27 protein-coding genes are annotated in these 25,395 nt (G+C 68.9%); 10 read left to right on the top strand and 17 right to left on the bottom strand.

What is annotated here, in order from left to right:
- The first annotated feature begins 426 nt into the window (after positions 1-426).
- Entirely contained in the window at positions 427-1,056 is a 630-nt protein-coding gene (locus AC069H_RS33985) for a YigZ family protein (protein WP_478235055.1), read from the top strand.
- 15 nt (positions 1,057-1,071) lie between these two features.
- On the opposite strand, the gene AC069H_RS33980 is transcribed toward AC069H_RS33985, so the two are convergent.
- The 3 genes from AC069H_RS33980 to AC069H_RS33970 form a co-directional block, all read right to left on the bottom strand.
- Entirely contained in the window at positions 1,072-1,656 is a 585-nt protein-coding gene (locus AC069H_RS33980; protein ID WP_478226518.1) for a GNAT family N-acetyltransferase, read from the bottom strand.
- A 40-nt stretch (positions 1,657-1,696) separates the two neighbouring features.
- Positions 1,697-1,966 (bottom strand): hypothetical protein, encoded by a 270-nt coding sequence (locus tag AC069H_RS33975; protein ID WP_478226517.1) that lies wholly within the window; start codon positions 1,964-1,966, stop codon positions 1,697-1,699.
- Positions 1,967-2,082: 116 nt separating this feature from the next.
- Complete coding sequence (locus AC069H_RS33970; RefSeq protein ID WP_125681177.1) at positions 2,083-2,562, bottom strand: Lrp/AsnC family transcriptional regulator; 480 nt, start codon at positions 2,560-2,562, stop codon at positions 2,083-2,085.
- Between the two features lie 111 nt (positions 2,563-2,673).
- Between AC069H_RS33970 and AC069H_RS33965 the strand changes: the two genes are divergently transcribed.
- Positions 2,674-3,732, top strand: coding sequence for a Glu/Leu/Phe/Val dehydrogenase dimerization domain-containing protein (locus AC069H_RS33965; protein WP_478235054.1), 1,059 nt, complete (start codon positions 2,674-2,676; stop codon positions 3,730-3,732).
- On the opposite strand, the gene AC069H_RS33960 is transcribed toward AC069H_RS33965, so the two are convergent.
- The 7 genes from AC069H_RS33960 to AC069H_RS33930 form a co-directional block, all read right to left on the bottom strand.
- Positions 3,674-4,924 carry an ABC transporter substrate-binding protein gene (locus AC069H_RS33960; RefSeq protein ID WP_478226515.1) on the bottom strand — a complete coding sequence of 417 codons (1,251 nt, stop codon included), beginning with the start codon at positions 4,922-4,924 and terminating at the stop codon, positions 3,674-3,676. The genes AC069H_RS33965 and AC069H_RS33960 overlap by 59 nt on opposite strands.
- Positions 4,921-6,078 (bottom strand): branched-chain amino acid ABC transporter permease, encoded by a 1,158-nt coding sequence (locus tag AC069H_RS33955; RefSeq protein ID WP_125681183.1) that lies wholly within the window; start codon positions 6,076-6,078, stop codon positions 4,921-4,923. Before AC069H_RS33955 ends, AC069H_RS33960 begins: the two co-directional genes overlap by 4 nt.
- Positions 6,071-6,949: a branched-chain amino acid ABC transporter permease gene (locus AC069H_RS33950; RefSeq protein WP_478235053.1), complete on the bottom strand. Its 879-nt coding sequence runs from the start codon at positions 6,947-6,949 to the stop codon at positions 6,071-6,073. Before AC069H_RS33950 ends, AC069H_RS33955 begins: the two co-directional genes overlap by 8 nt.
- Complete coding sequence (locus AC069H_RS33945; RefSeq protein WP_478226512.1) at positions 6,946-7,722, bottom strand: ABC transporter ATP-binding protein; 777 nt, start codon at positions 7,720-7,722, stop codon at positions 6,946-6,948. Before AC069H_RS33945 ends, AC069H_RS33950 begins: the two co-directional genes overlap by 4 nt.
- Positions 7,719-8,528, bottom strand: coding sequence for an ABC transporter ATP-binding protein (locus tag AC069H_RS33940; RefSeq protein ID WP_478235052.1), 810 nt, complete (start codon positions 8,526-8,528; stop codon positions 7,719-7,721). The genes AC069H_RS33945 and AC069H_RS33940 overlap by 4 nt, the downstream gene beginning before the upstream one ends.
- A gap of 179 nt (positions 8,529-8,707) precedes the next feature.
- Positions 8,708-9,364: a response regulator gene (locus AC069H_RS33935; protein ID WP_478235051.1), complete on the bottom strand. Its 657-nt coding sequence runs from the start codon at positions 9,362-9,364 to the stop codon at positions 8,708-8,710.
- Positions 9,319-10,494 carry a GAF domain-containing sensor histidine kinase gene (locus tag AC069H_RS33930; RefSeq protein ID WP_478235050.1) on the bottom strand — a complete coding sequence of 392 codons (1,176 nt, stop codon included), beginning with the start codon at positions 10,492-10,494 and terminating at the stop codon, positions 9,319-9,321. The genes AC069H_RS33935 and AC069H_RS33930 overlap by 46 nt, the downstream gene beginning before the upstream one ends.
- Before the next feature lie 94 nt (positions 10,495-10,588).
- On the opposite strand from AC069H_RS33930, the gene AC069H_RS33925 reads away from it, so the two are divergent.
- Both AC069H_RS33925 and AC069H_RS33920 read left to right on the top strand, forming a co-directional pair.
- The gene (locus AC069H_RS33925) at positions 10,589-13,354 is read left to right on the top strand and encodes an FAD-binding and (Fe-S)-binding domain-containing protein (RefSeq protein ID WP_478235049.1); all 2,766 of its coding nucleotides are present in this window, start codon (positions 10,589-10,591) and stop codon (positions 13,352-13,354) included.
- A gap of 71 nt (positions 13,355-13,425) precedes the next feature.
- Positions 13,426-13,629: a hypothetical protein gene (locus tag AC069H_RS33920; RefSeq protein ID WP_478226507.1), complete on the top strand. Its 204-nt coding sequence runs from the start codon at positions 13,426-13,428 to the stop codon at positions 13,627-13,629.
- Here the strand turns inward: AC069H_RS33920 and AC069H_RS33915 are convergent.
- Both AC069H_RS33915 and AC069H_RS33910 read right to left on the bottom strand, forming a co-directional pair.
- A complete protein-coding gene (locus tag AC069H_RS33915; RefSeq protein ID WP_478235048.1) occupies positions 13,610-14,524 on the bottom strand; it encodes a phosphotransferase family protein in 915 nt (304 codons plus the stop codon). The two genes, AC069H_RS33920 and AC069H_RS33915, sit on opposite strands and share 20 nt — an antisense overlap.
- A 40-nt stretch (positions 14,525-14,564) precedes the next feature.
- Positions 14,565-15,131 (bottom strand): TetR/AcrR family transcriptional regulator, encoded by a 567-nt coding sequence (locus AC069H_RS33910; protein WP_340681519.1) that lies wholly within the window; start codon positions 15,129-15,131, stop codon positions 14,565-14,567.
- A gap of 112 nt (positions 15,132-15,243) precedes the next feature.
- Here AC069H_RS33910 and AC069H_RS33905 point away from each other — a divergent pair, with 112 nt between their 5' ends.
- Genes AC069H_RS33905 through AC069H_RS33890 form a run of 4 tightly spaced genes read left to right on the top strand, consistent with a single transcriptional unit; the run spans position 15,244 to position 18,898 of the window.
- Complete coding sequence (locus AC069H_RS33905) at positions 15,244-16,434, top strand: cytochrome P450 (RefSeq protein WP_478235047.1); 1,191 nt, start codon at positions 15,244-15,246, stop codon at positions 16,432-16,434.
- A gap of 2 nt (positions 16,435-16,436) precedes the next feature.
- Positions 16,437-16,652, top strand: coding sequence for a ferredoxin (locus AC069H_RS33900; protein WP_465422237.1), 216 nt, complete (start codon positions 16,437-16,439; stop codon positions 16,650-16,652).
- Positions 16,653-16,669: 17 nt separating this feature from the next.
- Positions 16,670-17,926 carry a GNAT family N-acetyltransferase gene (locus AC069H_RS33895; protein ID WP_478235046.1) on the top strand — a complete coding sequence of 419 codons (1,257 nt, stop codon included), beginning with the start codon at positions 16,670-16,672 and terminating at the stop codon, positions 17,924-17,926.
- Positions 17,927-17,983: 57 nt separating this feature from the next.
- A complete protein-coding gene (locus AC069H_RS33890; RefSeq protein ID WP_478235045.1) occupies positions 17,984-18,898 on the top strand; it encodes a nuclear transport factor 2 family protein in 915 nt (304 codons plus the stop codon).
- Here AC069H_RS33890 and mtnA read toward each other — a convergent pair.
- Positions 18,870-19,835 carry an S-methyl-5-thioribose-1-phosphate isomerase gene (gene mtnA, locus AC069H_RS33885; RefSeq protein WP_478235044.1) on the bottom strand — a complete coding sequence of 322 codons (966 nt, stop codon included), beginning with the start codon at positions 19,833-19,835 and terminating at the stop codon, positions 18,870-18,872. The genes AC069H_RS33890 and mtnA overlap by 29 nt on opposite strands.
- 57 nt (positions 19,836-19,892) lie before the next feature.
- Here mtnA and AC069H_RS33880 point away from each other — a divergent pair, with 57 nt between their 5' ends.
- On the top strand, positions 19,893-20,291 hold the full coding sequence (locus tag AC069H_RS33880; protein ID WP_478226501.1) for a RidA family protein: 399 nt from the start codon (positions 19,893-19,895) through the stop codon (positions 20,289-20,291).
- A gap of 85 nt (positions 20,292-20,376) precedes the next feature.
- On the opposite strand, the gene AC069H_RS33875 is transcribed toward AC069H_RS33880, so the two are convergent.
- The 4 genes from AC069H_RS33875 to AC069H_RS33860 form a co-directional block, all read right to left on the bottom strand.
- Positions 20,377-20,841 (bottom strand): YfbM family protein, encoded by a 465-nt coding sequence (locus AC069H_RS33875; protein ID WP_478226500.1) that lies wholly within the window; start codon positions 20,839-20,841, stop codon positions 20,377-20,379.
- A gap of 3 nt (positions 20,842-20,844) precedes the next feature.
- The gene (locus AC069H_RS33870; protein WP_340681514.1) at positions 20,845-21,639 is read right to left on the bottom strand and encodes a PIG-L family deacetylase; all 795 of its coding nucleotides are present in this window, start codon (positions 21,637-21,639) and stop codon (positions 20,845-20,847) included.
- 82 nt (positions 21,640-21,721) lie between these two features.
- A complete protein-coding gene (locus AC069H_RS33865) occupies positions 21,722-22,411 on the bottom strand; it encodes a dienelactone hydrolase family protein (RefSeq protein WP_478235043.1) in 690 nt (229 codons plus the stop codon).
- Positions 22,408-23,292 carry an arginase family protein gene (locus tag AC069H_RS33860; RefSeq protein WP_478235042.1) on the bottom strand — a complete coding sequence of 295 codons (885 nt, stop codon included), beginning with the start codon at positions 23,290-23,292 and terminating at the stop codon, positions 22,408-22,410. The genes AC069H_RS33865 and AC069H_RS33860 overlap by 4 nt, the downstream gene beginning before the upstream one ends.
- Before the next feature lie 77 nt (positions 23,293-23,369).
- Between AC069H_RS33860 and AC069H_RS33855 the strand changes: the two genes are divergently transcribed.
- Entirely contained in the window at positions 23,370-24,722 is a 1,353-nt protein-coding gene (locus AC069H_RS33855; protein WP_478226496.1) for a TrpB-like pyridoxal phosphate-dependent enzyme, read from the top strand.
- Positions 24,723-25,395: the final 673 nt, after the last annotated feature.

Here is a 25,395-nt window from a genome sequence, read left to right as displayed (position 1 = left end):
GGAAACGGGGGCAGGCCTCGTAGAGCCGCACTGCACTGGGCGGCCGATGCGCATATCGGTACTGCTGTGCACGTGGGTGCCGTCTGGCCACTGTGGTGGGCGGCTGACGGGTACACGTGTTACTCCCGGGTTCGCCGGTCTTATGACGATAGTGTGAAATCGCTGTTATCGACATACGTCGCTTGGTCGGGGTGGGAAATGCCACGCGGGCGTTGACTTCAAACATCATCTGCCCACTGGCTGGAATGACATGTCCACTGAGTGGAGCATCAGCACGTTGACCTGCGCTTATGACTGACAGACTCGTCCAGAAGTGTGACCTGGGTCGCTCGGGAGAGTGGGTTGCGCCGGTGTTGCGATGACCCCGGGTGACCGCCGAATCGCCCGAACGGCAGAGCGACCCGGCCGGTTTGAGAGGCTTGGCCGATGGCGGATCGTTATCTCACCGTGGCGGGCACCGGGGTCCACGAGATCGAAATCCGGCGGTCGCGCTTCCTCTGCGCGCTCGCCCCGGTCACCTCGGAAGAGGCCGCCCGCGAGGTGATCGCCGCCAGGAAGAAGGCCGATCCGGCGGCCCGGCACCACTGTCACGCGTTCGTGTTAGGCGCCGACGGCAGGACTCAACGTTCGAGTGACGACGGCGAGCCCGCGGGCACGGCGGGCACCCCGATGCTCGAGGTGCTCCGCCGCCGGGAGCTGACCGACACCGTCGCGGTGGTGACCCGCTACTTCGGTGGGGTGCTGCTCGGGGCCGGCGGCCTGATCCGCGCGTACGGGCAAGCCGTTTCGGAGGCCGTCGACGTCATCGGCGTCCGGGAGTACCGGCGGCTGCGGCTGGTGGAGGTCGTCGTCGACTACGACCGGGCCGGACGGCTGGAGAACGACATCCGCTCGTCGCCGTACCTGCTGCACGCGACCCGCTTCGAAGACGTCGCGCACTTCGACGTCGGACTCGCGCCCGACCAGGGAGACACGTTCCACGCCTGGCTCGCCGACCTCACCGGCGGGGAGGCCCTCGCCGAGGAGATCGGCGAAACCTGGCTGCCCACCTCGTGAGTGGTAAGGACGGTTCTAACCGTCCTTACCACTCACGAGGCCGACGCGGGCCCGCCACTCCTCCAGCGTGATCGCGTACTCGACCTCGCCCTCCTCCGTGCCGGGGATCGGGTTGTCGAAGTGCTCGTGATAGGTCCGGACGTGCCGCATCCCGATCTTCTCCATGACCCGCCGGGACCCGAGGTTCACCGCCATGGTCGCCGCCCAGATCCGCCGGGCGCCGAATTCGGTGAACCCCTTCTCAACGATCGCCAGCGAACCCTCGGTCGCATACCCCTTGCCCCAGGACGACCGGTTCAGCCGGTAACCCAGCTCGGGATCATCGGTGTGGTGACCGCGCAACGGTCGGAAATGGAACCAGCCCAGGAAATCCCCGCTCGATTTCTCGATCGCCGCCCAGAACCCGTAACCGGGGAAACGCTCGTAGTAACCGATAAAGGCGGGAAGGTCGTGGTTTTCGATCTCCGCCCGGTCGGCGGGTTCGCCCCCATTGAGGTAGCGCATGACTTCGGGGTCGTCGTAGAGCGCGAACAGAGGGTCGACGTCGGTGTCGGTGAACTGTCGCAGCAGGAGCCGCTCGGTCTCCAGAAAGACACGCATCGGCAAAGCGTGGCGACGGCGAGCCGCCCTGGCAACCCGATTACGCGGCCGCTTCGGGGCCCGCGAGGTCGTCCAGCGCCGCCGCCCCGGCCTCGGTGAGCAGGGCGGGAACGCGCTCGCCCCATCGGCCGTCCCTGGCGGGCGCCACCAGGCCGAGATGGGCGAGGCGATGCGCGGTGTGCTGGTCGCAGCAGGCGAGGCCGTCGACGAACAGGTCCGGCTCGCGGCTGCAGCTGATCTCGGCGTGGCCCTCGGCCACGGCTCTCAGGGTGGCCCGCTCACGATGGTTGAGGTCCGTCCGAAGGTCCATGGCGTGCCTCCTTTCCGTCCCGCACTGACCAGTTAAACCCATAGCCCCGACAGTTTCCGTCTCCTTGGCTGCGAAGTCCGGGATTTCGGGCGGACTGAAGGGCGGCGAGTCGTCCACTAAGGGGTATCACCCGGTATTCGCGGCGGAAGCGGTTCCAGTTCGGTCTTGCGCAGATGCCGGAAAATGATCGAACTGCGGAAGCCGATGATCTCCTTGCGCTTCGCCAAGCGATCCACGAGGAATGCGTGGAGCTGATCGACGTCCTGTGCGGCGACGTGGATCAGGAAATCGTCGCTGCCGGCGGTGACGAAGACCGAAAGGACTTCCGGCAATTCCGCGACCGAACGCTGGAAGGAGTCGATCACCTCCCGGCTCAAGGGCCGCACCTGCGCCGAGACCATCGCCTGGACGCCGCGGTTGAGGCTGCGCAGGTCGATGTCGGCGTGATAGCCGCGGATGACTCCGCGCTCCCGCAGCAGCCGCGTCCGTTCCAGGCAGGTCGACGGCGCGACGCCGACCTTGCGGGCGATGTCGCGGTTCGACTGCCGCGCATCCGCCTGGAGTTCCCGGATGATCGCCGAATCAAGTTCGTCCACGCCCACTCCTTGACCTCGTTCGCCGAATAACGTTCGGCAACTCCCCTGTAAGCCTGGGAATCAGCCTAGCTTCAGCGCAATCAGCCGACTAAATGCGTGGGAGGAAGCGAGATGTCCGTACAGGAGTTGGTCGTCCGGAGGGGACAGCGGTCCGGAGTGACCACGATGGTGGCCGTGCATTCGAGCGCCCTCGGCCCGGCCGTCGGCGGCTGCCGGTTCAAGGTCTATCCGCGTGTCCACGACGCGATCGACGACGTCCTGCGGCTGTCCGCGGCGATGACGCGCAAATGCGCGGTCGCGGGCTTGGACTTCGGCGGCGGCAAGAGTGTCGTCGCCCTCGACGCCGTGCCGACCGACGAGCTGCGGCGCGAGATCCTGCTCGACCACGCCGACCTCATCGAGTCACTCGACGGTGCGTATCTCGCCGGGCCCGACGTCGGAACCGGTCCGGAGGACATGCTCGTGCTGAGCGAGCGGACCCCGCACGTCTTCTGCCTGCCCGAGGAGCACGGTGGCACCGGTTCATCGAGCGGGCCGACCGCTGTCGGAGTGCTCGCCGCCCTGCGAGCGGGCGCTCGGGCGGTCTTCGGTGACGACGACATGGAAGACCGCAAGGTGGTCATCAGCGGCTACGGCTCGGTCGGCGCCCACCTGGCCGCCACGCTGGCCACGCGGGGCGCCGAGGTCGTCGTGTCCGATGTGGACGAACGACGCCTCGCCGCGGCCCGCGCACAAGGCCTGAAGCCGGTGAGGCCGGATCAGGTGCTCGGCATCGACGCCGACGTCCTGATCCCCGCGGCCGTGGGCGGGGTCTTCGGCCAGGGAACCGAGGTCGCCGCGCCGCTCGTCGTCGGCCCGGCCAACAACCAGCTCACCGACGACACGGTGGCCGACGACCTCGCCGCCCGGGGTGTCCTGTGGATCCCCGATTTCGTCGCGAGTGCAGGGGGAGTCGTCTACACGCTCGGCCGTGAGAAGGGGAATCTCACCCACGCCGAGGCGCTCGCCCGCGTCGAAACCCTGGAGGAGACCACGCGAAGGATTCTCGACGCCGCTTCGGCCAACGGCACCACACCGTTGGCCGAAGCGGACGCACTCGCCGAAGCGAGACTCACTTCTGGTGCGGAGCCACGTACTCTTTCGCCTCGGGAGCCTCGAACAGCGGCTTGACGTAGCGGACCCCGCCCTCGGCCGACGCGTCCGGTGTCGCCGCGTACACCTGGCGTGTCGCCGGGGTACCCGCCTTCGAGAAGTCCAGCGCCGCCACCAGGTCACCCGTGCTCGCCGACGTGGTCTGCTTCAACGCCGCGGCGATGCCGTCCCGCGTGAGGTCCTTGTTCTCGCAAGCCTTTTTGAGCACCGTGCCCCAGACTTCGCCGACCGCGTAGCCGTAGGGGATCCCGCCGTTCGGTGTCTCCTTGTACGCCGCCTTGTACTTCGTCGCGACGTCCTTGGCCTTGGGGATGTCGGCGGAGAACGGCACGCTGCTGGCGACGATCGTCAGCTTGTCCAGCGCGTTCGCCGCCGGGCTCTTCAGCAGCACCGGGTCGAACACCGGGTTGTTGCCGAGCACGGGGACGTTGAGCCCGAGCGCCTTGTTCGCCGCGAGGGCGGAACCGGTCTGCGCCGGCGTGGTGGTCAGGACGATGGCCTTGACGCCGTCGCCCTTGAGCCCGGTGACGATGTTGGTGAGGTCGTTGTCCGTGGAGGTCACCTTGACCTCCTTGACCGTCAGATTGTGCTTCTTCGCGTAGAACTGCGAGCCGCGCAGGCCGTTCTTGCCGTACTCGCCGTCGATGTAGACGTGCCCGATCGTGTCGCCGTCCTTCACCAGACCCTGTTCCTGGAAGTACGACAGCCCGTCGATGATCTCCAGGTCGTAGGTCGTCCCGACGATCATCACGTACTGGTTGTCGAGCAGTTCCGAAGACCACGACGCGGGCGCGGCGACGGTCTTGTCCGACGCGATGTTCTGCTTCAGCGCGGCCACCACGGGCGAGCCGAGCAACTGCACGAAGCCGAGGACCTTCGGCTCGATCTGCGGATACAGCGTCTTCGCCGTGTCCGCCTTGTAGCCGTGGTCGACGGTCTCCAGTTTGACCTGACGGCCGCAGGCCCCGCCCGCGGCGTTGAAGTCCTTGGCCCACAACTCGTTCCCCTGTGTGATGCCGAGCCCGAGGTTCTTGAACACCCCGGTCTTGTCGGTCATCACGCCAAGGGTGATCTCCGACGCCGTCACTCCTTTGTCGGTCTTGACGCCCGAACCGTCCGCCCCCGAGGACCCCGAGTCGCCCGCCTTCGTGCTGCACGCCGAGAGGGCGAGGACCGCCGCCAGCGCGACGGCCGGATATGTGTGCTTCATTTGTCTTGCTCCTCCGGGAGATGAGGTTTCCTTGCTGACGTGATCCGGCGACCGATCGCGGCGAGCCCGCCCGGTTCGAAGAGCACCACGAGGATGATCGCGGCGCCGTAGACGAACGAGCTGACCAGGATCGGGGTCAGTGCGCCGTCGCCGGTTCCGGAGAACCAGCCGAGATCGGCGGAGTACAGCGAAAGCACCTGCGGCAGCCCGTTGACGATCAGCGCGCCCACCAGCGCGCCGGGCACCGAGCCGAGTCCCCCGATGATCACCATGGCCAGGAAGGCGATGGAGATGTTGATGCCGTACGTGCCGAACTCGCTCTCGTCGGGTTTGAGGATGTCGAACCACAGCACGGTCATCGCGCCCGCGAGCCCCGCGTACGCCGACGAGACGGCGAAAGCGCCGGCCTTGGCGCGCGTGACACTGACGCCCATCACGGACGCCGCGGCCTCGTTGTCCCGCACCGCGCGCCACGACCGGCCGACGCGGCTGCGCACCGCCGCCTTGGCGACCACGAACGCGAGCACGGTCAGCAGCAGGAACAGGTACCAGAGCCGTTCCGCCTGCCGGATCGGCACGCCCATCAGCTCGATTTCGGGGCCGTCGTTGGTGAACGGGAAACCGAACAGCGAGAACGGTTCGGGGCTGCGCCCGGTCGACGTCCCGCCGGTCAGTGTCTCGGCAGACTGTCCGAAGTAGAGCCCGAGGAACACCAGCGAAAGCGACGCGACACCGAGATAGATCCCGCGCAGCCGTCCGGAAACCGGCGCGAACGCCAAGCCGAGCAGCGCGGCGATGACCACCGCGCCGACCAGCGAAAGCCCGGGATCGAGGCCGAGCCCGAACACGCGCTCGTCGTCGACCGGTCCGGAAAGGACGGTGTACCCGGTCGCGCCCGCCAGCAGGAAGAACGCGTGCGCCAGGGACAACTGCCCGGCCTGCCCGACCAGCATGGTCAGCCCGATCGCGCCGACCCCGCCGATCATCATGTACTGCCCGGCCTTCAGCCAGGCGGCGTCGAGGTACAGCGGGATCGCGAGCAGGACGACGAGCAGCGCGATCCAGGCCAGCGCCTTGAGCAGCCGTCCCCGGTCGCGTTTCGCGGGCGGTGTCGGCGGGGCGGCGGGCGGGGCTTTCACGGCGGTGTCAGACACGGGTGCTCTCCCTCGTCCCGAACAACCCCGACGGCCGCACCACCAGGACCACGAGCATCACCAGGAAGACCGCGCTCTTGGAAAAGTCGAACGACACGTACTGCGCCGAAAGCGCCTCGACCAGCCCGACGACCAGGCCGCCCACCACCGCGCCCGCCGTCGAGTCCAGCCCGCCGAGGATGGCCGCGGGGAACGCCGCGAGCGCGATGGAGTGCGTGCCGCGGGACAGGCCCGCGCCGGAGAAGTCCTGCGTGGCGATGAAGAGCACCGCGACCCCGGCGAGCACGCCGGCGACCACCCACGCCGTCGCCGTCACCCGGGAACTGCGGATCCCCATCAGTGCGGCGGCTTCGCGGTTCTCGGCCTGTGCCCGCATCGCGACGCCCCAGTTGGAGTACTTGAACGCCAAGGTGAACGCGGTGATCAGCACGACGGCGACGAGCAGCGCCACCAGATGCGTGCGGAACAGGGTGATCCCGCCGATCTGGAACGGCTGCGCGTCCCAGGCGTCGCCGAGGAACGGCAGCGTGACGCCGAGGCGCCGCACGATCTCCTCGGTGATGATCACGTCCACGCCGATCGTCAGCAGCGCCAGGCTGTTCGCGTCCGCGTGCCGCGAGCGGGACAGCAGGAACCGTTCCAGCAGGAGCGCGAGCAGACCGGCCGACACGATGCCGACCAGTGAGGCGCCCGCCCAGCCGAGCGATTCGCGGGTCACGACGACCAGGTAACCGCCGAAGAGCACCAGTGAGCCGTGCGCGAAGTTGACCACTTCGGTTGCCTTGAAGATGATCACGAAACCCAGCGCCAGCAACGCGAACACCGCGCCCTTGCCGAGTCCGTTGACCACGAGTTGCAGGAAAGTGTTCACGCCGTGGCCTCCGTGCCGAGATATGCCCTGATCACGTCCGGATCCGACTGGACCTCGGCCGGTGTGCCGTCGGCGATACGCCTGCCGAAGTCCAGGACGGTGACCCGGTCCGCGATGCCCATCACCAGTCCCATGTCGTGTTCCACCAGGAGAATCGAGATGCCGAGCTCGTCGCGGACGTCGCGGATCGTCCCGGCCAGCTCGGCGGTCTCGGTCGCGTTCATGCCCGCCGCGGGTTCGTCGAGCAGCAGCAGGACGGGTTCGACGGCGAGCGCGCGGGCGAGGTCGACGCGTTTCACCGCGCCGTAGGGCAGCGCGCCGACCGGGAGATCCACCAGCGCGCCGATCCCGAGGAAGTCGCAGATCTCCCGCACCCGCGCGGAATGCCGTCGTTCGGCGCGGACCGTCCACGGCAGCCGGAGCCCGCAGGCGAGGAAGCCGCCCTTGGTCAGCGCGTGCCGTCCGAGCATTACGTTGTCGAGCACGGTCGAGCCGGGAGAGAGGGCGGCGTTCTGGAACGACCGGCCGACGCCGAGGCCCGCCAGCCGGTGCGGCGGGAGTCCGGAAAGGACGGCGTCGCCGAGTCGGATTCTGCCGGTGTTCGCCCGGTAAAGCCCGCTGATCACGTTGAAACAGCTGGATTTGCCGGCGCCGTTCGGCCCGATGAGCGCGTGCAGCGAACCGGAACCGACGGTGAAAGAGACGTCGTCGAGCGCCCTGATCCCGCCGAAGCGCAGGGTCACGCTCTCGACCTGCAGCTCGGGCGGCGTCATCCGGCCCACCTCGACAGGCTCCGGCCCGCGAGCTGCTTGCGGGCGTCGGCGGCTTCGGCTTCGGCGGTGGCCTGCGATTCGGCGTGACCGCCGAGGTAGAGCCGCTGGACCTCCTCGCTCGCGGCGAGTTCGGCCGTCGTCCCGGCGAGCGCGACCCGGCCCACCTCCAGGACGATCGCGTGATCGGCGACGCGCAACGCCATCACGGCGTTCTGCTCGACCAGCACCACGGCGGTGCCCTGTTCGTGGATCTCGCGGATGATGTCGCCGATCCGCTCGACGATCTTCGGCGCGAGACCGAGCGAAGGTTCGTCGAGCAACAGGAGCCGCGGGCCGGACATCAGCGCGCGGCCGATCGCGAGCATCTGCTGTTCGCCGCCGGAGAGCAGGCCCGCGCGCTGTTTGGCCCGTTCGGACAGGACCGGGAAGAGCTCGTCGACGCGTTTGCGCGCGGCGGCGCGCTGCCCGGGGGAGCGGGCGCCGATCCCGCCCGCGCGCAGGTTCTCCTCGACCGTCATCCGCGCGAAGACCTGACGGCCCTCGGGGACGCCGACCACGCCGAGACCGACGATGCGGGCCGGGTCCAGTTTGGTCAGTGGTTTGCCGTCGTAGCGCACCTCGCCGGCGGAAACCGAGCCGCGGTGCATACGCAGCGTGCCGGAAACCGTACGCAGGAGGGTCGATTTCCCGGCGCCGTTGCTGCCGAGGACGGCCAGTACTCCATCAGGTGAAACGTCGAGGTCGACCCCGTGCAGTGCGGCCACCGATCGGCCGTACCGCACTTGAAGATCACGGACACTCAGCAAGCCGCCTCCTCCATCCGTGTGACCCGAGTCACGATCGGTGGCGGTCATCCTGCGTGGGCACCCTCCGCCGCGTTACCCCCACCTGGAGACCCACACGGCTACAAAACGGACACAGCGCGTTTCGTCCTCTGAATGCGGTACTTGCACGCGCAACTACCGCATTCAGAGGACTAAATGCGTCAGAGCAGGCCGGCTTCGGAGGCCTTCCCGATGGCCTCGACGCGGTTCCTGGCGCCGAGTTTGTGCAGCGCGGACTGCAAATAGGTCTTCACGGTGTTCCGCGCCAGGCCGGTCGATTCCGCGATCTCCGGATTCGTCTGCCCCTGTGCCGCCAGCCGCAGGACCTCGTACTCACGCCGCGTCAGGCCGCTGCGCGCGAGCGCGTCGGACCGCTGGCCGTCGTCGGGGAAGATGCGCGGATCGACGACGCGCTCACCCTTGAGCACCTGCCGCAGCGCCGCCACCAGATCCGTCCCTGCGACGTCCTTGAGCAGGCAGCCGTGCGCCCCGGAGTCCAGCGCGGCCCGCACACCCTGATGGTCGCCGTGCGCGGTGAACACCACGATCCGCGCGGCCGGGTGCACGCGCCGGAGCTCCGCGATGACCTCGGGCGCGAGCATGTCCGGCAGCCGCAGGTCCAGCAGGATCAGCGCCGGCTTCAGCTCACCCGCCCGCCGGATCGCGGACCGGCCGGTCTCGGCCGAGCCGACCACGGTCATCGCCGGGTCGTAGCGCAGCAGCAGGCTCACCCCGTCGCGGACCACCGGATGGTCGTCCACGACGAGGACCGTCACCGGCGACGGCACGGTTCCGGCACCCAGGCGCGCAGCGTGCACCCGTCGTCCTCGTCGCGGACCAGGCTGACCCGGCCGCCGAGCCGCGCGGCGCGCTCGGCCAGCGCGCGCAGGCCCATCCCGGTCCCCGGCTCGGGCTCCTCGTCTTCGGAGCGATGCCCGGTCCCGTCGTCGGCGACGACCACCTGCACGCCGTCGTCGCTGGGCAGCAGGCTGACCACGACGGACAGCGCGTCGGCGTGTTTCTCCACGTTGAGCAGGCCTTCCCGGACGGCCGCCACCAGCAGGCCGGTGCGTTCGGCGTCCAGCCGCGGCACCGGGGCGAGCTGGACGAAGCGCGCCGGGACGCCGCAGCGGGCCTGGAACGAGCGGCAGTGCTCGGCCAGTTCCACCGGCAGCGCCCGCTCCGGACTCGACTCCGACAGCGCCAGCAGCGACTCGCGCAGCGCCCTCGACGCGGCCGACACGTCGCCCTCCAGCCGCCGCAGCCGCGATTCGAGCGCCGGGTTGTCGCTGATGTCCTCGTGCAGGTTCCGGACCTGGACGCCGATGGAGAACAGCAGCGCGCCGACCGAATCGTGCAGCGCGCTCTGCATCCGGAGCCGCTCGGCGGACAGCGCGGTCTCCCGGTCGGACTCGGCGACCGACGCCAGTTTCAGCGCCCGGCCGGCCTCGGTGGCGATGTCTTCGAGGGACTCGACCGCGTCGTCGCCGAAGTCGCGGCGCTCGCGCATGGCGGCGTACGCGATGGCGACGGTCTCCGTGCCGCTGACGATCGGGACGGCGATCATCGCGGCGAGGCCCTCACCGCGTACCTGCGCGTCGAACTGGTGGGTGATGCTCGGCGAGTTGACGTAGTCGTTGACCCTCACCGGCTTGCCCAGCGCGAGCACTCGCCCGCCGATGCCCTGGCCGATGGGCACGGCGAGGTCCTGCAGCGCGTCCGTGCGGGTGCCCGACATCCACCGGATCACCGCCTGTTCGGGCCCGGTCAGCTCGGCGACGAAGCCGGAATGGGTGCCGATCGACTCGCGGATCAGGCGCGCGGTGCCGTTGAGCGCCGCGACCCGGTCGAGGGTGGCGAGCAGCTCTTCGCGCTCGCGAAGAAGCCCGCCGAGCACCGCGCCGTGCTCGGCGGCGAGGTCTTCAGCGGCGTGCCGTCTCGCCGTCACGCGCTCACGATCGCATATCCGACGTGGTTTCCGACACACCCGTCCGGAGAGGTTCGCCGATGCGTTCTCGCCCGCGGTTGTCTTGAATGGACCCGTGGAGATCCTGGCCGACGCCGCGACACTGGCGCTGTACACGACCGACGCCTCCAACTACCGGCACGTGCCGAAGGGGGTGGTGCTGCCGCGGAGCGTCGACGAGGTGATCGCGGCCGTCGCCGCCTGCCGGGAGGCCGGGCTGCCGGTGATCGCCCGCGGCGGCGGCACCAGCGTCGCGGGCAACTCGTGCGGGCCGGGCGTCGTGATCGACACGTCACGCCACTTCGGCGGCGTCCTCGACCTCGATCCGGAGGCACACACGGCGAGGGTCGCCCCCGGAACCGTCCTCGACGACCTCCAGCGGCTCGCCGCGCCGCACGGCCTCCGGTTCGGCCCCGACCCGTCGACGCACTCGCGCTGCACGATCGGCGGGATGATCGGCAACAACGCCTGCGGATCGCATTCGGTGGCCTGGGGTCGCACGGTCGACGTCGTCCGGGAGCTGGACGTGCTGCTCTACGACGGCACCCGGCTCACCGTCGGGCCGACCTCGCCGTCCGAAGTGGACGTGCGGGCGGCCATGCCCGGCACGGAAGGCCGGGTCTTCTCGGAGCTGCGCGCGCTCGTCCACGACAACCTGGCGTTACTGCGGACCGAGCTGTCCTCGTTCAGCAGGCGGGTGTCCGGGTACGGGCTGGAGCACCTGTTGCCGGAGAACGGCTTCGACGTCGCCAAGGCGCTCGTCGGCAGCGAGGGCACGTGCGTCACGGTGCTGGAGGCGACGGTTTCCCTCGCCGAGGTGCCGCGCCGCAAGGTGCTCGCGGTGCTCGGCTTCGAGTCCGACATCGCCGCGGCCGACGCGGTCCCGGCGATCCTGCCGTGGTCGCCGCTGACCGTCGAGGGCGTCGACGCGGACCTCGTCGCCCTGCTGGAGCCCGGCCGCGCCGACGGGCTTCCGCCGGGCGGCGCGTGGCTGTTCGTCGAGATGGCCGATCCGGAAAAGGCGCGCGGGCTGATCGACGGGCTCCGCGGCGCGCTGACCGGATCCGCGCTGCTGGACGACGCGGCCGCGCAGAAGCGGCTGTGGCGGATCCGGGAGGAGGGCGCCGGTCTCGCGACGCGGCTGGCCGGGGGCGAGGAGGCCTGGCCCGGCTGGGAGGACGCGGCCGTCCCGCCCGCGCGTTTGGGTGCCTACTTGCGGGAGTTCAAGCAGCTCATGCGCGAGCACGGCCGCAAGAGCGTCGTCTACGGCCACTACGGCGAGGGCTGCCTGCACCTGCGGCTGGACTTCGATCTGCTGTCGTCGCGAGGGATCGCCGGGTTCCGGTCGTTCCTCGAAGAGGCGGCGGACCTGGTCGCCGCGCACGGCGGTTCGCTCTCCGGGGAACACGGCGACGGACAGGCCCGCTCGGAACTGCTGACCCGCATGTACAGCCCCGAAATCCTCGCGCTTTTCGCGCGGTTCAAGGGAATCTTCGATCCGGCGGGCATGATGAACCCGGGCATCCTGGTGAACCCCAGGCCGGTCGACGCCGATCTCCGCGTCCGGCGCGCGCCACTGGAACTCGAAGACGTCACCGCGCTCGCGTACCCGGAGGACCGGGGGAGCTTCGGGCAGGCGATGCGGCGCTGCGTCGGCGTCGGGAAATGCCGCAACACCACCGGACCGGGCGTGATGTGCCCGAGCTACCGCGCCACGCGGGAGGAGAAGCACTCGACGCGGGGACGCGCGCATCTGCTCGCCGAAATGGTGAACGGCGAACTGATCACCGACGGCTGGCGCTCGGAAGAAGTCGCCGAGGCGCTGGATCTCTGCCTGTCGTGCAAGGGATGCCTGTCCGATTGCCCGGTCGACGTCGACATGGCGACGTACAAGGCGGAATTCCTGCACCAGCACCACAAGGGACGGCTGCGCCCGGCGTCGCACTACTCGATGGGCTGGCTGCCGCTGTGGCTGCGCGCGGCGTCGCTGGCGCCCCGGCTGGCGAACACGATGTCGCGCCGGTTCTCCAGGCTGCTGAAGAAATTCGGTGGGATCGCGCCGGAACGGGACCTGCCGACGTTCGCGAGGGTGCCGTTCACGCGGCGCCGCGACGATCTCAAACGCTGGGCGACCGGTTCGCGGCCCGTGGTGCTGTGGCCCGACTCCTTCAACAACTACCTCACCCCGGACGTCCTCGACGCGGCGGCCGAGGTGCTCACCGCCGCCGGTTACGACGTCGTCCTGCCCGATCGCGGCGTCTGCTGCGGACTGACCCTGGTGTCCACCGGACAGCTCGACGCGGCGAAGAAGGTGTTGCGCCGCACACTTTCCGTACTCGAACCGTACCTGCGCTCCGGCTACCTGGTGGCCGGTCTGGAGCCGAGCTGCACGGCTCTTTTCCGCGGTGATCTCCCGGCGCTCCTGTCCGGCGACCCGGTCGCGGAACTGCTCGCCGAACGGACCAGGACCTTCGCCGAACTCGTCGAGGACTCGCCGCTCGAATTCCGGTCGCTGGACGTCGAAGTGCTCAGCCAGGTGCACTGCCACCAGCACGCCGTGCTCGGCTTCGACCCCGACGAGGCCGCGATGCGCGCCGCGGGTATCCACAATTCCACAATGGACTCCGGATGCTGTGGACTGGCGGGCAACTTCGGCTTCGAACGCGGGCATTACGACGTTTCCGTCGCCTGCGCCGAAGACCGCATGCTGCCCGCGATCCGTGCCGCGGCCGAGGGCACCGAAGTGGTCGCGGACGGCTTCAGTTGCCGGACGCAGATCGAGCAGCTCGACGGACGGCGGGCGCTGCACCTGGCGGAACTGTTGAGGCGTGCGTTGCCGTAGCCGCTCGTGAGTGGTATGGACGGTTCTGGCCGTCCTTACCACTCACGAGACGTGACAGTTGCTTCCGCATCATGACCAGGTCGCCCCAGCACGACTTCTCGTCGATCGGTTCGACCGAGCAAGTGGCGGCCACCGGGCCGAACAGGTTCTCGGACTTGGCGAAGGTCCGCCCGGTGAGGCTGTGCCCGCGGTCGACCATCGCCTGGCGTCCGCCGCTGTCGATCCGCGGCCCGGAAGCCGTACCGGTGACGTGGGCTACCACCAAGCCCGGCTGAGGCTCTCCAGAGTCGGTTCCTCCGGCGCCGGAAGAACCCTGAAGTACCAAGTGAAATTGCTGTAGACGTGCAAAAGCGCGTACGCCAGGCAGCGCCGGGAGAATTCCTCGTCCGGCTCGACGCCGTATCCGGCCAGTAGCCGCCGCAGGAAGTCCTTGTTCCCGCCCGAAACGAACAGGCCGACGGCGACGAAGTCGTACTCGGCCGCACCCCGCATCGCCGGTTCGAAATCGAAGAGCCCGGTCAGCCGCGGGTGTTCGCCGTCATGGGCGACGATGAGGTGGTCACGCATGAATTCGGTGTGCAGCGGGACGACCGGCGGGCTGCCCAGATCGACGGAGTCGAGGAACGCCGGAATCCGGCTGATCCAGGCCTCGTCGAGGCCGGTCCGGCGGTGATGCTCGACGACCTTCGCGCGCTGCCCGGCGACGAACGCGGCCCAGTCCGGCGGACCGAGGACGTCGAGCCGCGGGTCGTGCAGCGAATGCAGGGCGGCCAGCGCCTCGCCGAGTTCTGGAGCGAGCCGGTGCTTGTCCTCTGTGGACAGTTTCGGCCAAGCGTCCTTCAGTGCTTCGCCGCGCAGGCGCTCCATGAGCACGTAGCCCCAGCCGTCCCGCTCGCCGGCGTCGTGCACGGCGGGGGTCGGGATCGGCAGCTTCCCGTGCAGGACCTCGAGCATCGTCCGCTCGGTCGGGAGTTCGTCGCGATGCACCGGCGGGAACAGCTTGAGCACCAGATCTTCGCCGACGGCGTAGACCGGGAGCGAGCCTTCGGTGAACGGGACGGCTTCGCCGAGGCCGAGCGACCCGGTCAGCGACGTCACCGCCGGAAGAAGGTCTTGCCTGGTCAGCGCGTCGAACTCGGCTTCGGTGCCGGCGGGCGGGAACGGGATCACGGCACGACCGTAGAGCAGTGAGCCGTGGACGGCGACGTAGTTACCCGCTGCGCTCCAGCAGCGTCCGCGCCGCGCCGAGCACCAGACGGCAGACGTCGTCGGGATCCGCGCTGGCCAGTGGTTCCTTGCCGGTGATGTCGCGGACCAGGCCGATCCCGAGCAGCCAGGCGAGGACGAGGTCCGCCCGCAGGTCCGCGTCTTCGGCGTCGGTCAGCGTGGCGAGCACCTTGGCGTACTCCTCGCCTAGCTGCCGCCGGACCGCGGCGGCGGCGCTGTCGTGCCCCGTCGAGCGCAGGTACGCGTCGAGGGTGCGGTCGCGGCCGGTGTCGGATTCCAGCATGCTGCGCAACGCCGTCCCGAGCAGTTCGTCCGGTGGGGTGGTGGCGATCTGCTCGCGTCCGCCGCGCGCCAGGACCTCCTCGAACAGCGCGTCCTTCGAACCGAAGTAGCGGAACAGCAAGGCCTGATTGACTCCGGCGAGTTTCGCGATGTCGCGCACGGTCGTCCGGTCGAAACCGCGTTCGGCGAAGAGAGCCGCCGCCGCGTCGAGCAGGGCAGCCCTGGTCGCGGCCGCGTCGCGCTTGCGGACCTGCGGTTCTTCCGTCATCGCCAAAGGCTAGCCGTACGTCGCACGGTAGGCGCATTGACGCTCACCGTGATCATGGTTAGCGTTGTAAGCAGTTGCTTACAAACCGCCGAGCCGGGGGGTTTCCGGACAAATGACCACCACAGACACCGAATTCGTCTCCTATCCCTTCAACGAAGACGCCGGGCTCGAACTCAACGAGGCGTACGCGGCGGCCCGCGCCACCAAGGGCATGCTCCGGGTCCGTCTTCCGCACGGTGAGCCGGCGTGGCTGGCCACCCGGTACGCCGACGCGCGGTTCGTGCTGGGCGACCGGCGCTTCTCCCGCGCGATGGCGGCGGAACGGGACGAGCCGCGGATGGCGCCGGGCAGGCGGCCCGGCGGGATCCTGAGCATGGACCCGCCGGATCACACCCGGCTGCGCACGCTGGTCGCGAAGGCGTTCACCATGCGCCGCGTCGAACTGCTGCGGCCGCGCGTCGCCGAGCTGGCGTCGGGCCTGATCCAGGACATGAAGGCCAAGGGGCAGCCCGCCGACCTGGTCGAGGACTACGCGCTGCCGATCCCGGTCGCGGTGATCTGCGAGCTGCTCGGTGTCCCGGTCGAGGACCGGCCGAAGTTCCGCGTGTGGAGCGACGCCGCGCTGTCGACCAGCCCGCTGACCACCGAAGAGATGATGGCCAACCAGGACGAGCTGCGGGCGTACATGCACGTGCTCGTCGAGCAGCATCGCGCCGAGCCGCAGGACGACCTGATGACCGCGCTGATCGAGGCGCGCGACGTCCGCGACAGGCTCAGCGAGCTGGAACTGGTCGACATGTGCATCGGCATCCTGATCGCCGGGCACGAGACCACCGCCAGCCAGATCCCCAACTTCGTCTACGCCCTGCTCGAACAGCCGGACCGGCTCGTCCGCCTCCGCGCGGACCTGGACCTGATCCCGGCCGCGGTCGAGGAACTGCTGCGGTTCATCCCCCTGGGTGCCGGGGCGGGGTTCGCCCGCTACGCCACCGAAGACATCCAGGTGGGTGACGTGCTCGTGAAGGAAGGCGAGCCGGTGATGGTCGCGATCGGTGCCGCGAACCGGGACGCGCTCCAGTTCACGTCGGCGGACACCCTCGAATTCGGCAGGGAGTCCAATCCTCACCTCGGTTTCGGGCACGGCGTGCACCACTGTCTCGGCGCCCCGCTGGCGAGGCTGGAACTGCAGGAGGCCTTGCGGGCGTTGCTGCGAGATCTCCCCGGACTGCACCTCGACGGCGATATCGTGTGGAAGACGCAGATGCTGGTGCGGGGGCCCCGCTCCATGCCGATCGGATGGTGAGCATGAGCTGGAAAGTCGACGTCGATGGCGATACGTGCATCGGCTCGGGGATGTGCGCCGCGCTGAAGCCGGAGGTCTTCGCGCTCGAAGGCGCCACGGCGACGGTGGTCACGGGAGAGGTGGAGCCGGACGAGACGGTGCTCGACGCGGCGGATTCATGCCCCGCGATGGCCATCGAGGTGACGGAAAAGGGTGAGGTGATCGGGCCGCGGCCCTGATGACCGCTCTTTAATGCGTGGCGGTCGTCGGTGAAGAGGCGTACGACGACAGGGTGAGCGATGACGGCTTGACCCTCCGCACCCTGACCACCGACGACCTGCCCGCGTTCGCCACGATGCTCGCGCGAGCGTTCCTCACCGACGACACGGAAGGCATGCGGTTCCGCGAAGCGCTGGTCTTCGAACCCGAGCGTTCACACGGCGTCTTCGACGGCGACGACCTCATCGGGACAGGGGAACTGCTCACCCGCAAGATCACCGTTCCCGGTGCCGGGCAGACGCCGCTCGCCGCGGTGACGTCGGTCGCCGTCGCGCCGGGGCACCGCAGGCGGGGCGCGCTCACGCGGGTCATGCGGGCGCAGCTGCACGGCCTGCACGAAGACGGCGGTGAACCGATCGCCGCCCTGTGGGCCTCCGAAGCGACCATCTACCCCCGCTTCGGCTACGGGCTCGCGGCGCAGTTCCATCGCGCGAAGGTGCGCGCGAAGTCCGCCTTCCGGCCCGGCGTCGAACTCGAAACCGAGCGGGTGCGGGAAATCACCCGTGCGGAGGCGATCCCGCTGATCAAAGCGATCTACGAGAATGAGGCGCCGCTTCGGGTCGGCGCGCTCGACCGGCCCGAATCGGCATGGAACTTCAACCTCGACGACCGCGAGGTCCGGCACAAGGGCTCGTCGGGGATGAAGTTCGCCGTCCTGCCGGACGGTTACGCGATCTACCGGGTGAAGAGCGATTGGGACGAGGAAGGTCCGTGCGGGACGCTGAGCCTGCAGGAACTCGTCGCGACCACGCCGCGGACGTACGCGACCTTGTACCGCTTCCTGCTCGACTATGACCTGATCGGCACGATAGAGCTGAACGCGGCGCTCGACGAGCCGCTCGTCCATCTGCTCGCCGACCCCCGAAAGATGACCAGGTCGGCCGGTGACTCCTTGTGGCTCCGGCTGGTCGACGTCGACCGTGGCCTCGTCACCCGGCGCTACGGAGTTCCGGTGGATCTGGTGTTCGGCGTCCGCGACACCTTCTGTCCTTGGAACACCGGGAACTGGCGGCTCGTCACCGATGCCGTCGGGAACGCCGAGGTGACGCGCGTGGAGGACGCGCCGGATCTCGAGCTGGGCGTGGACGACCTCGGCGCGATCTTCCTCGGTGGCACCAGGCCCAGCACGCTGGCCGCCGCGGGCCGGATCAAGGAGCGGGCCGCCGGCGCGGTTTCCCGGGCGACGGCCGCGTTCGCCACCGACCGCGAGCCGTCCTGTCTCGAATCCTTCTAGCCGGCATTACCTGGCGGGTAATCGACTTCGCGTGGTCGCTCTTGCCAAGGTGACCTGGTGCGAAAGATCAAGAGATTCCTTGGTGTGGCGGCGGTTCTCCTCGGGGCGACGGTGATGGGAAGCGGGGCGGCGGTGGCTGAGACGACCGAGGACTGCTCGATGCCGAAGCAACTCGCAGACCTGGTCGAAGGCGCGGTGTCGCCGTCCGCCTGCGCCTTCATCACCGAACAGACCGAATTCGGGGCGATGCGTTCGGACACCCCCGAAGCGCGGGAAGCCCGCGTTCGTTTGTACGGCACCATTTTCGCCGCCGACGGCACGCTCGCGGAATCGGGCAGCGCCGCGCCGATCCAAGGCAGGGCGAATATCGAGAACAACCTGCGCACCCTGCTCGGCGCGTTCCCGACGTTCCGGTTCACCCCGGTGAAGATCGTGGTGAACGGCGACGCCGTCTTCTACGAGGCGGCCAACGAAGCGGTGATCCACGGCCGGATGGTGCGGTACCCGGCCGTCTACCGGGTGGTGCTCGAAGACGGCGAGGTCACCCAAGGCCGTCGCTATCACGATCGGACGGAATGGTTCCGTCCGGTCGAAAACGACGGCCTTCGTGAGCTTTTCGCCGGTATCGGCGACAACTGTCCTCGACCGGGCCCGGCCTTCGCCGGCCCGGGGCTGACCGCGCCGGTGACGGACCCGGTGTGCCATCTCGCCTACCTCGGCAGGCTTTCGGGCGCGATGACCGACGTCCGGCTGGTACCCGATCAGGCGGCGGCGGGTCCGCACACGAAGTTCCAGGAGTACCGCGGGACCGTGCGGGCGAAGGGGCGGACGATCGACTTCGGAATGGTCGTGGGCACCGGATCCGGCCCTCTCCGCTACTACTTCGACACGCTCCCGCTGAGCTACGACGACGCGGAAACGGCCGCTCTGTTCACCAAGCTGCTCACGGGCGCAGCACCCCCTGCTCCGTGACGACCGCGGTGACCAGCTCGAACGGCGTCACGTCGAAGGCCGGGTTGAACACCTCGGCGCCTTCGGGAGCGACCTTCGTGCCACCGAAACCCAGGACCTCGCCGGGATCGCGCTCCTCGATCACGATCCCGGCGCCGTCCGGCATCGCGTTGTCCACAGTGGACGATGGGGCGACGACCACGAACGGGACTCCGTGGTGCTTCGCCGCGATCGCCAGCCCGTAGGTGCCGATCTTGTTGGCGACGTCGCCGTTGGCGGCGATCCGGTCGGCGCCGACGAGCACGCAGTCGACCAGGCCGCGGCTCATCGCGGCGGCGGCCGCGCCGTCGGGCTGGATCCGGTACGGGACACCGGCTTCGGCCAGTTCCCACGCGGTCAGGCGGGCGCCCTGCAGCAGCGGCCTGGTTTCGTCGACCAGCACGGACTCGACCAGGCCACGTGCCTGAAGATGCCAGACGACGCCGAGCGCGCTGCCCCAGGCGACCGTGGCGAGGTGGCCGGCGTTGCAGTGGCTGAGCAGCCGCAACGGCCGCCGCCCGCAGTGTTCGAGCACCACGCCGGCCGCCAGCCGGGAGGCTTCGTGATTGATCCGCTCGTCCTCGTCGAGGATCGCCAGCGCTTCGGCGAGGACGGCTTCCGGTCCGTCCGGGAGCTTCGCGAGGGCGCGGGAGACACCCCAGCTCAGGTTGACCGCCGTCGGCCGGGCCTGGGCGACGCGGTGCGCCTCGGCCTCGACGTCGCCCCCGGCGCGGGCCGCGAGCACGACACCGAGCGCCCCCGCCGCGCCGAGCGCCGGTGCCCCGCGCACCGCCAGCCGCTGGATGGCGTCGACGAGTTCGCCGACCGTGCGCAGTTCGAGCACGCGATACTCGGCGGGAAGGACGGTCTGGTCGATGATCGTGACCGCGCCACCGGTCCAGTCGATCGTTCTGCGCATGGCTCTCCCGTGAAATCCGGTTGTCCCGTCGCGACCGCCTCGGTGAGGATGCGGCTCGTGACCATTCAACGCCACCATCCGCCCGGTCTGCACCCCACGCCCACCTACCACCACGTGACCATCGTCGAAGGACGGCGGGACATCCACCTCGCCGGCCAGTGCCCGCTCGCCGATGACGGCAAGGTCGTCGAGGGCGGCGTGCTCGCCCAGGTCGACCAGGTCGTCGCGAACACCGCCGCCGCGCTCGCCTTCGCCAAGGCGACCCCGGCCGACGTCGTGCGCACGGTGATCTACGTGGTCACGCCGGACGCCGACGTGCTCTCGGCCGTGTGGGACCGGTTCGTCGAGTCGGAGATCGGGGAGGCCTTCACCACCGCGAGCACCCTGCTCGGCGTCGCGCAGCTCGGGTATCCCGGGCAGCTCGTCGAGCTCGACGTCACAGCCGCCACGGCCTGATCTCGCCGGCTTTGCGAAGTTCCGTGAAGGGCCCCTTCTTTACCCTCAGGGTAGTCAAGGAGGCCTTCACGGACCGCTGCCTTCGTCAGGTGATGATCGTGACGACAGGCTCTCCGGCCTTCGCGGCCCCGGCGAAGAAGGTCACCAGTTCGTCGTAGTACCCGCGCACGTAATCCAGCGCGTCGGGCTCGTCCCAGATCGACGGGTAGACCCCCTCGGCCTCGAGATCCGACAGCTCGACGCCTTGCGAGAGCCGATCGAACCCGGTCCGCGCCATCTCCGCCGAGATCGTCCGCACTTCCTCCGCGCTGAAATGCCGCGGCGGCCCGTCACTGTCCGCTTCCCCCAGCAAAGTCCCGCCCAGTACGAAATCGACTTCGAACCCGGCGCGCCCCGCCAGGAACCACAGCGCGTTCCACGCCTTGTCGATGTCCACCGCCCGCTCGGTTCCGGCGGCCTTTTCGGCATACGCCCAGTACCGCTCGGGCTCCTCGGTCAGTTCACGCAACTCGTCCGGCGTGACCCGCAGGTACGCCCCGCACATGCCCATCGGTCAGAGACCCGCCATCAGGTCGGTCTCGGTGATGCCCGGCCCCTGCCCGGCGCGGATGAACCACTCGACGCCGAACGCCTGCGCGAAGGCCTCGTCGGGCATCGCGAGGAAGAACGAATCCTCACTGATCTGGCTGGCGTGCGCGCGCATCGCGGCACGTTTGTACGGCAGGTACGCGGTGACGTCGACCCTCGCCGTCAGTACGGCTTCCGGCTTGCCGAACTCGGAACCGTCTTCGAAATCGGGAAGATCCTCCGCCTTCATCTGCCCGGTCCGCACCGCCTCCTCCATGCCGCGGCGCATCTCGTCACTGTTGCTGGTCGCCTCGTAGACCCGCGGCGTGCCCGCCAGCTCGGCCGCCCGCATCCCGACGCGATGCACCTGGATGTGATCCGGATGCCCGTAGCCGCCGTTGTCGTCGTAGACGGTCAGGACGTCGGCCTGCTCCTCGCGCAGGATCGCGGCCAGGCGCTGCGCGGCCTCCTCGACGTCGGCCTGCCAGAAGGTGCCGGGCACGTCGTTGCGCGGCTCGCCCATCATGCCGGAATCGGTGTACCCCAGGAACTCCACCCGCTTGGCCCCCAGGACCTCGGCGGAAGCGTGCGTCTCCTGCACGCGGCGCTGCCACAGCTCCTCTCCGTCGTCGAGGAAACCGTCCGGCACCTCGCCGACCTCCCCCCTGGTCGCGACGACGAGCACGACACGGTGACCTTCCTCGAAGGCTTTGCGCATGACGCCGCCCGCGACGATGCACTCGTCGTCGGGGTGGGCGTGAAAACTCACCAATGTGGCCATGGTGGTGAAACTACCGGGAGGCACCGACATATTCCGGAGATCGCCGGCCATCTGTGGTGCGGATCCGGCCGTCGGCGCGAGCTCACGCGGGGAAGGTCCGCCCGAGGAACTCCAGCGTCAGCGCCCAAGCCGCCGCGGCGGGCTCCGGCTGATGGAACATCGGCGCCACATGGTTGTGGAACGCGTGCCCCGCGCCCTCGTGGATGTGGATCTCCGCCCCGTCGTGGGAAGCCACCGCCTCGGCCAGCTTCCGCACCCCCTCGACGGGAATGTAGGGATCCGCGCCACCGAACTGGAACTGGATCGGGCAGGTGATCTCGTCCAGGAAGGGAAGTTGCTCCGGAACGCGCGAGCCGTAGTACGAAACCGCGACGTCCGGGTCGCCCTCGGCGGCGGCCGCGAAGGCCATCGAACCGCCGAGGCAGAAGCCGAAGACGCCCGCGCGGCCCTCGGTTTCGGGCAGCCCGCGCAGCGTCGCGAGTGTCGCGAGCACGTCACCGACGGCGCGTGCCGGGTCGAGTTGGCCGGCGACGGCCATCGAGGCCGAGATCCCGGCTTCGTCGTGCGTGGCCGACCAGCCGGGGGAGATCCGCCAGAACAGTTCGGGCACGGCGACGACGTAGCCGAGGGCTGCCAGGTCGGCGGCGACCGACTTGAGGTAGTCGTCGAGACCGAAGATCTCCTGGATCAGCACCAGACCCGGGCCGGAGCCGGATTCGGGCAGCCAGAGCGGGGCGTCGAACGAGCCGTCGGCGACGGTGACCTTGGTCATCGGGTTCCTTCCAGTGCGCGCACGAGGCAGTCCGCCACCAGGGCGGCCTGTGTGCCGTCGGGGTCGAGGTCGGGATCGAAGATGGTCAGCTCCAGCCCGGTGGCGCCGGGGATGGCGAGCAGGCCGCGGAGCAGTTCGACGAGCTTGTCCGGGCTGAGCCCGCCGGGATCGGGACTGTCCACAGCGGACACGAATTCCGGATCGAGCGTGTCGATGTCGATGTGGATCCAGAAACCGTCCAGCGGCGCGAAGATCTCGCGGGCGGCGGCGAGCGCGCCGCCGGTGCCGGACGCCATGATCTCCTGGCTCGTGACGACGCGAAGCCCGGCTTCCCGCGCCTCGGCGGACTCCTCCGCACGGACTCCGAGCACGAGGACGTCTTCGTCCCGGACGTAAGGACCCAGACCGTCCACATCGGCCAGTTCCGGCTGGCCACGGCCGGTGACGACGGCGAGGGCCTCACCGCCGACCGAGGCGACGTGGTCGGAATTGCCGAGATGCCGGAAGTCGTCGTGCCCGTCGAAGTAGACGATGCCGAAGCGTCCTTCGCGACGCAGAGTCAGCATGGCGGCGAGCGCGATCGAACAGTCGCCGCCGAGTACCACCGGGAAGCCGCCGTCCGCGCGGATCTTCGCCAGCCGTCCGGCGAGGGCCGCGGTGTAGGTCGCGATCCCGGCCGCGTTGCGCACGCCGCTGCCGGGCGACCAAGCGGGCAGATACCGCGGCGGGGTGACGACCCCGCCGTCCCTCGCGCCCAAACGGGTGAGCAGGCCGTGGTCACGCAGCGCGCCTGGAGCCTTGTAGCAGCCGGGGACCACACCTTCGGCGGGCGGGCGCAGTCCGAGATTGGACGGTGCGTCGAGCAGTACGAAATTCCCCATGCCCCCACCGTAGTAGTGACGCCTGGTGCGACGCCGTCCGTCCCTTTAGGTTGAAGGGGACGGACAGAGGAGGCTCAATGGCGGAGCGGACGAAATACATCCTCGACGAAGCGGACATGCCGACCAGGTGGTACAACGTCGTCCCGGATCTGCCGGAGCCGCCACCGCCGCCGTTGCATCCGGGCACCCGTGAACCGGTCGGCCCGGACGATCTCGCGCCCCTGTTCCCGCAGGCGCTCATCGCCCAGGAAGTCAGCACCGAACGATACATCGACATCCCGGAAGAGGTCCTCGACGTCTACCGGCTCTGGCGGCCGTCGCCGCTGTTCCGCGCGAGGCGGCTGGAGAAGGCGCTCGGCACTCCCGCTCGCATCTACTACAAGTACGAGGGTGTCAGCCCGGTCGGCTCGCACAAACCCAACACCGCGGTCCCGCAGGCGTTCTACAACGCGGCGGAGGGTGTCACGAGGCTGACCACGGAAACCGGCGCCGGGCAGTGGGGGAGCGCGCTCGCGTTCGCGTGCGCCACTTTCGGGCTCGAGTGTGAGGTGTGGCAAGTCCGCGCCTCGTTCGACCAGAAGCCGTATCGCAAGCTGATGATGGAGACCTTCGGCGCGACGGTGCATCCGAGCCCGTCCGAGCTGACCGAATCCGGCCGTGCGATCTTGGCCGCGGACCCGGACTCGACCGGGAGCCTCGGCATCGCGATCAGCGAGGCGGTCGAGCAGGCGGCGCGGGCGGAGAACACGCGTTACGCGCTCGGCAGCGTGCTCAACCACGTGCTGCTGCACCAGACGATCATCGGCGAAGAGGCGCTCAAGCAGTTCGAACTGGCCGGGGACACCCCGGACGTCCTCGTCGGCTGCACCGGCGGCGGATCCAACTTCGGCGGGCTCGCCTTCCCGTTCCTGCGCGAAAAACTCGCCGGGCGGATGGACCCGGTGATCCGCGCGGTCGAACCGGCCGCCTGCCCGACCCTCACCCGTGGGAAGTACGCGTACGACTTCGGGGACACCGCCGGGTTGACGCCGTTGCTGAAGATGCACACGCTCGGCCACGACTTCATCCCCGACCCGATCCACGCCGGCGGCCTGCGCTACCACGGGATGTCGCCGCTGATCTCGCATATCTACGAACTCGGGCTGATCGACGCGGTCGCCATCGGGCAGGAGGACTGCTTCGCGGCAGGCGTGCGGTTCGCCCGCGCGGAGGGCATCATCCCCGCGCCCGAGCCGACTCACGCGCTCGCCGCGTGCATCCAGGAAGCGTTGCGGTGCAAGGAAACCGGGGATGAGAAGGTGATTCTTACCGCGCTGTGCGGGCACGCGCACCTCGACCTCCCGGCGTACGGCGCGTACCTGGCGGGCGACATCTCCGACCACGCGCTGTCCGACGAGGTTCTCGAGAAGTCCCTCGCCGGCCTCCCTTAGTCCTCACGCGGATGTCATGAAAGGGTCGTTCCTGACGTTTTTCGTCCTGAACGACCCTTTCCTGACACTCGAAAGTGAGTCAGCCGGTCACCTCGTGGCCCGACGTGAGCCGACCGTGTCCTGATTGTCCACAAGAGACACTATTCCACGCTGGAATGCCCGGTTCATGTATATGTGTACCTTTCGTGACTGAGGTCGTGAGTGATGAAGAGCGTTGGAACCCAATGCCACGGAGCTTAAGGTGATCTTGGATGGAGCCGACTGCGCCTCTCAGTGTCCACCAAGGACATTTTCGCTGACTCAATGTCTGATTGATGCCCGGATGGTCGATTTCACGAGGGGGTCGTGGGTGGCGTTTCGGGTTAGAACCCGAAACGCCACTCACGACCAACCCGACCCACGACCAGGGCCTTCACCCATCTGCCGACCTCGCCCAAGATCAACTTAAGCTACGTGACCTTGCGTTGGAACCCTCTTTATCACTCACGACAGTGAAGAAACCGCGAACTGTCCAAGTGGAGCACTGTCATCTCAGGTGTGTCCCCTGTGGACAGTCGAGCAGGCGTGTCAGGTCTCTTAGGGGTCCTAACAGAATGAGTGGGCTTTGAGTCGGCGCCAGCAGATAATGGCGCAGCCGATGGTGAGGAAGGCTTCGTGGAGGTCGTCGCGGACC

Source organism: Amycolatopsis sp. NPDC043887 (assembly GCF_056435665.1).
This window is presented reverse-complemented; position numbering and strand designations above follow the sequence as displayed.

Coding starts and splice junctions, on each gene's coding strand:
- mtnA (WP_478235044.1), bottom strand. CDS start 19,835: ATGCGCAGAACGATCGACTGGACCGGTGGCGCGGTCACGATCATCGAC.
- AC069H_RS33875 (WP_478226500.1), bottom strand. CDS start 20,841: ATGGGCATGTGCGGGGCGTACCTGCGGGTCACGCCGGACGAGTTGCGT.
- AC069H_RS33900 (WP_465422237.1), top strand. CDS start 16,437: ATGAGCTGGAAAGTCGACGTCGATGGCGATACGTGCATCGGCTCGGGG.
- AC069H_RS33985 (WP_478235055.1), top strand. CDS start 427: ATGGCGGATCGTTATCTCACCGTGGCGGGCACCGGGGTCCACGAGATC.
- AC069H_RS33975 (WP_478226517.1), bottom strand. CDS start 1,966: ATGGACCTTCGGACGGACCTCAACCATCGTGAGCGGGCCACCCTGAGA.
- AC069H_RS33980 (WP_478226518.1), bottom strand. CDS start 1,656: ATGCGTGTCTTTCTGGAGACCGAGCGGCTCCTGCTGCGACAGTTCACC.
- AC069H_RS33965 (WP_478235054.1), top strand. CDS start 2,674: ATGTCCGTACAGGAGTTGGTCGTCCGGAGGGGACAGCGGTCCGGAGTG.
- AC069H_RS33920 (WP_478226507.1), top strand. CDS start 13,426: ATGACCAGGTCGCCCCAGCACGACTTCTCGTCGATCGGTTCGACCGAG.
- AC069H_RS33860 (WP_478235042.1), bottom strand. CDS start 23,292: ATGGGGAATTTCGTACTGCTCGACGCACCGTCCAATCTCGGACTGCGC.
- AC069H_RS33855 (WP_478226496.1), top strand. CDS start 23,370: ATGGCGGAGCGGACGAAATACATCCTCGACGAAGCGGACATGCCGACC.
- AC069H_RS33865 (WP_478235043.1), bottom strand. CDS start 22,411: ATGACCAAGGTCACCGTCGCCGACGGCTCGTTCGACGCCCCGCTCTGG.
- AC069H_RS33870 (WP_340681514.1), bottom strand. CDS start 21,639: ATGGCCACATTGGTGAGTTTTCACGCCCACCCCGACGACGAGTGCATC.
- AC069H_RS33905 (WP_478235047.1), top strand. CDS start 15,244: ATGACCACCACAGACACCGAATTCGTCTCCTATCCCTTCAACGAAGAC.
- AC069H_RS33910 (WP_340681519.1), bottom strand. CDS start 15,131: ATGACGGAAGAACCGCAGGTCCGCAAGCGCGACGCGGCCGCGACCAGG.
- AC069H_RS33960 (WP_478226515.1), bottom strand. CDS start 4,924: ATGAAGCACACATATCCGGCCGTCGCGCTGGCGGCGGTCCTCGCCCTC.
- AC069H_RS33945 (WP_478226512.1), bottom strand. CDS start 7,722: ATGACGCCGCCCGAGCTGCAGGTCGAGAGCGTGACCCTGCGCTTCGGC.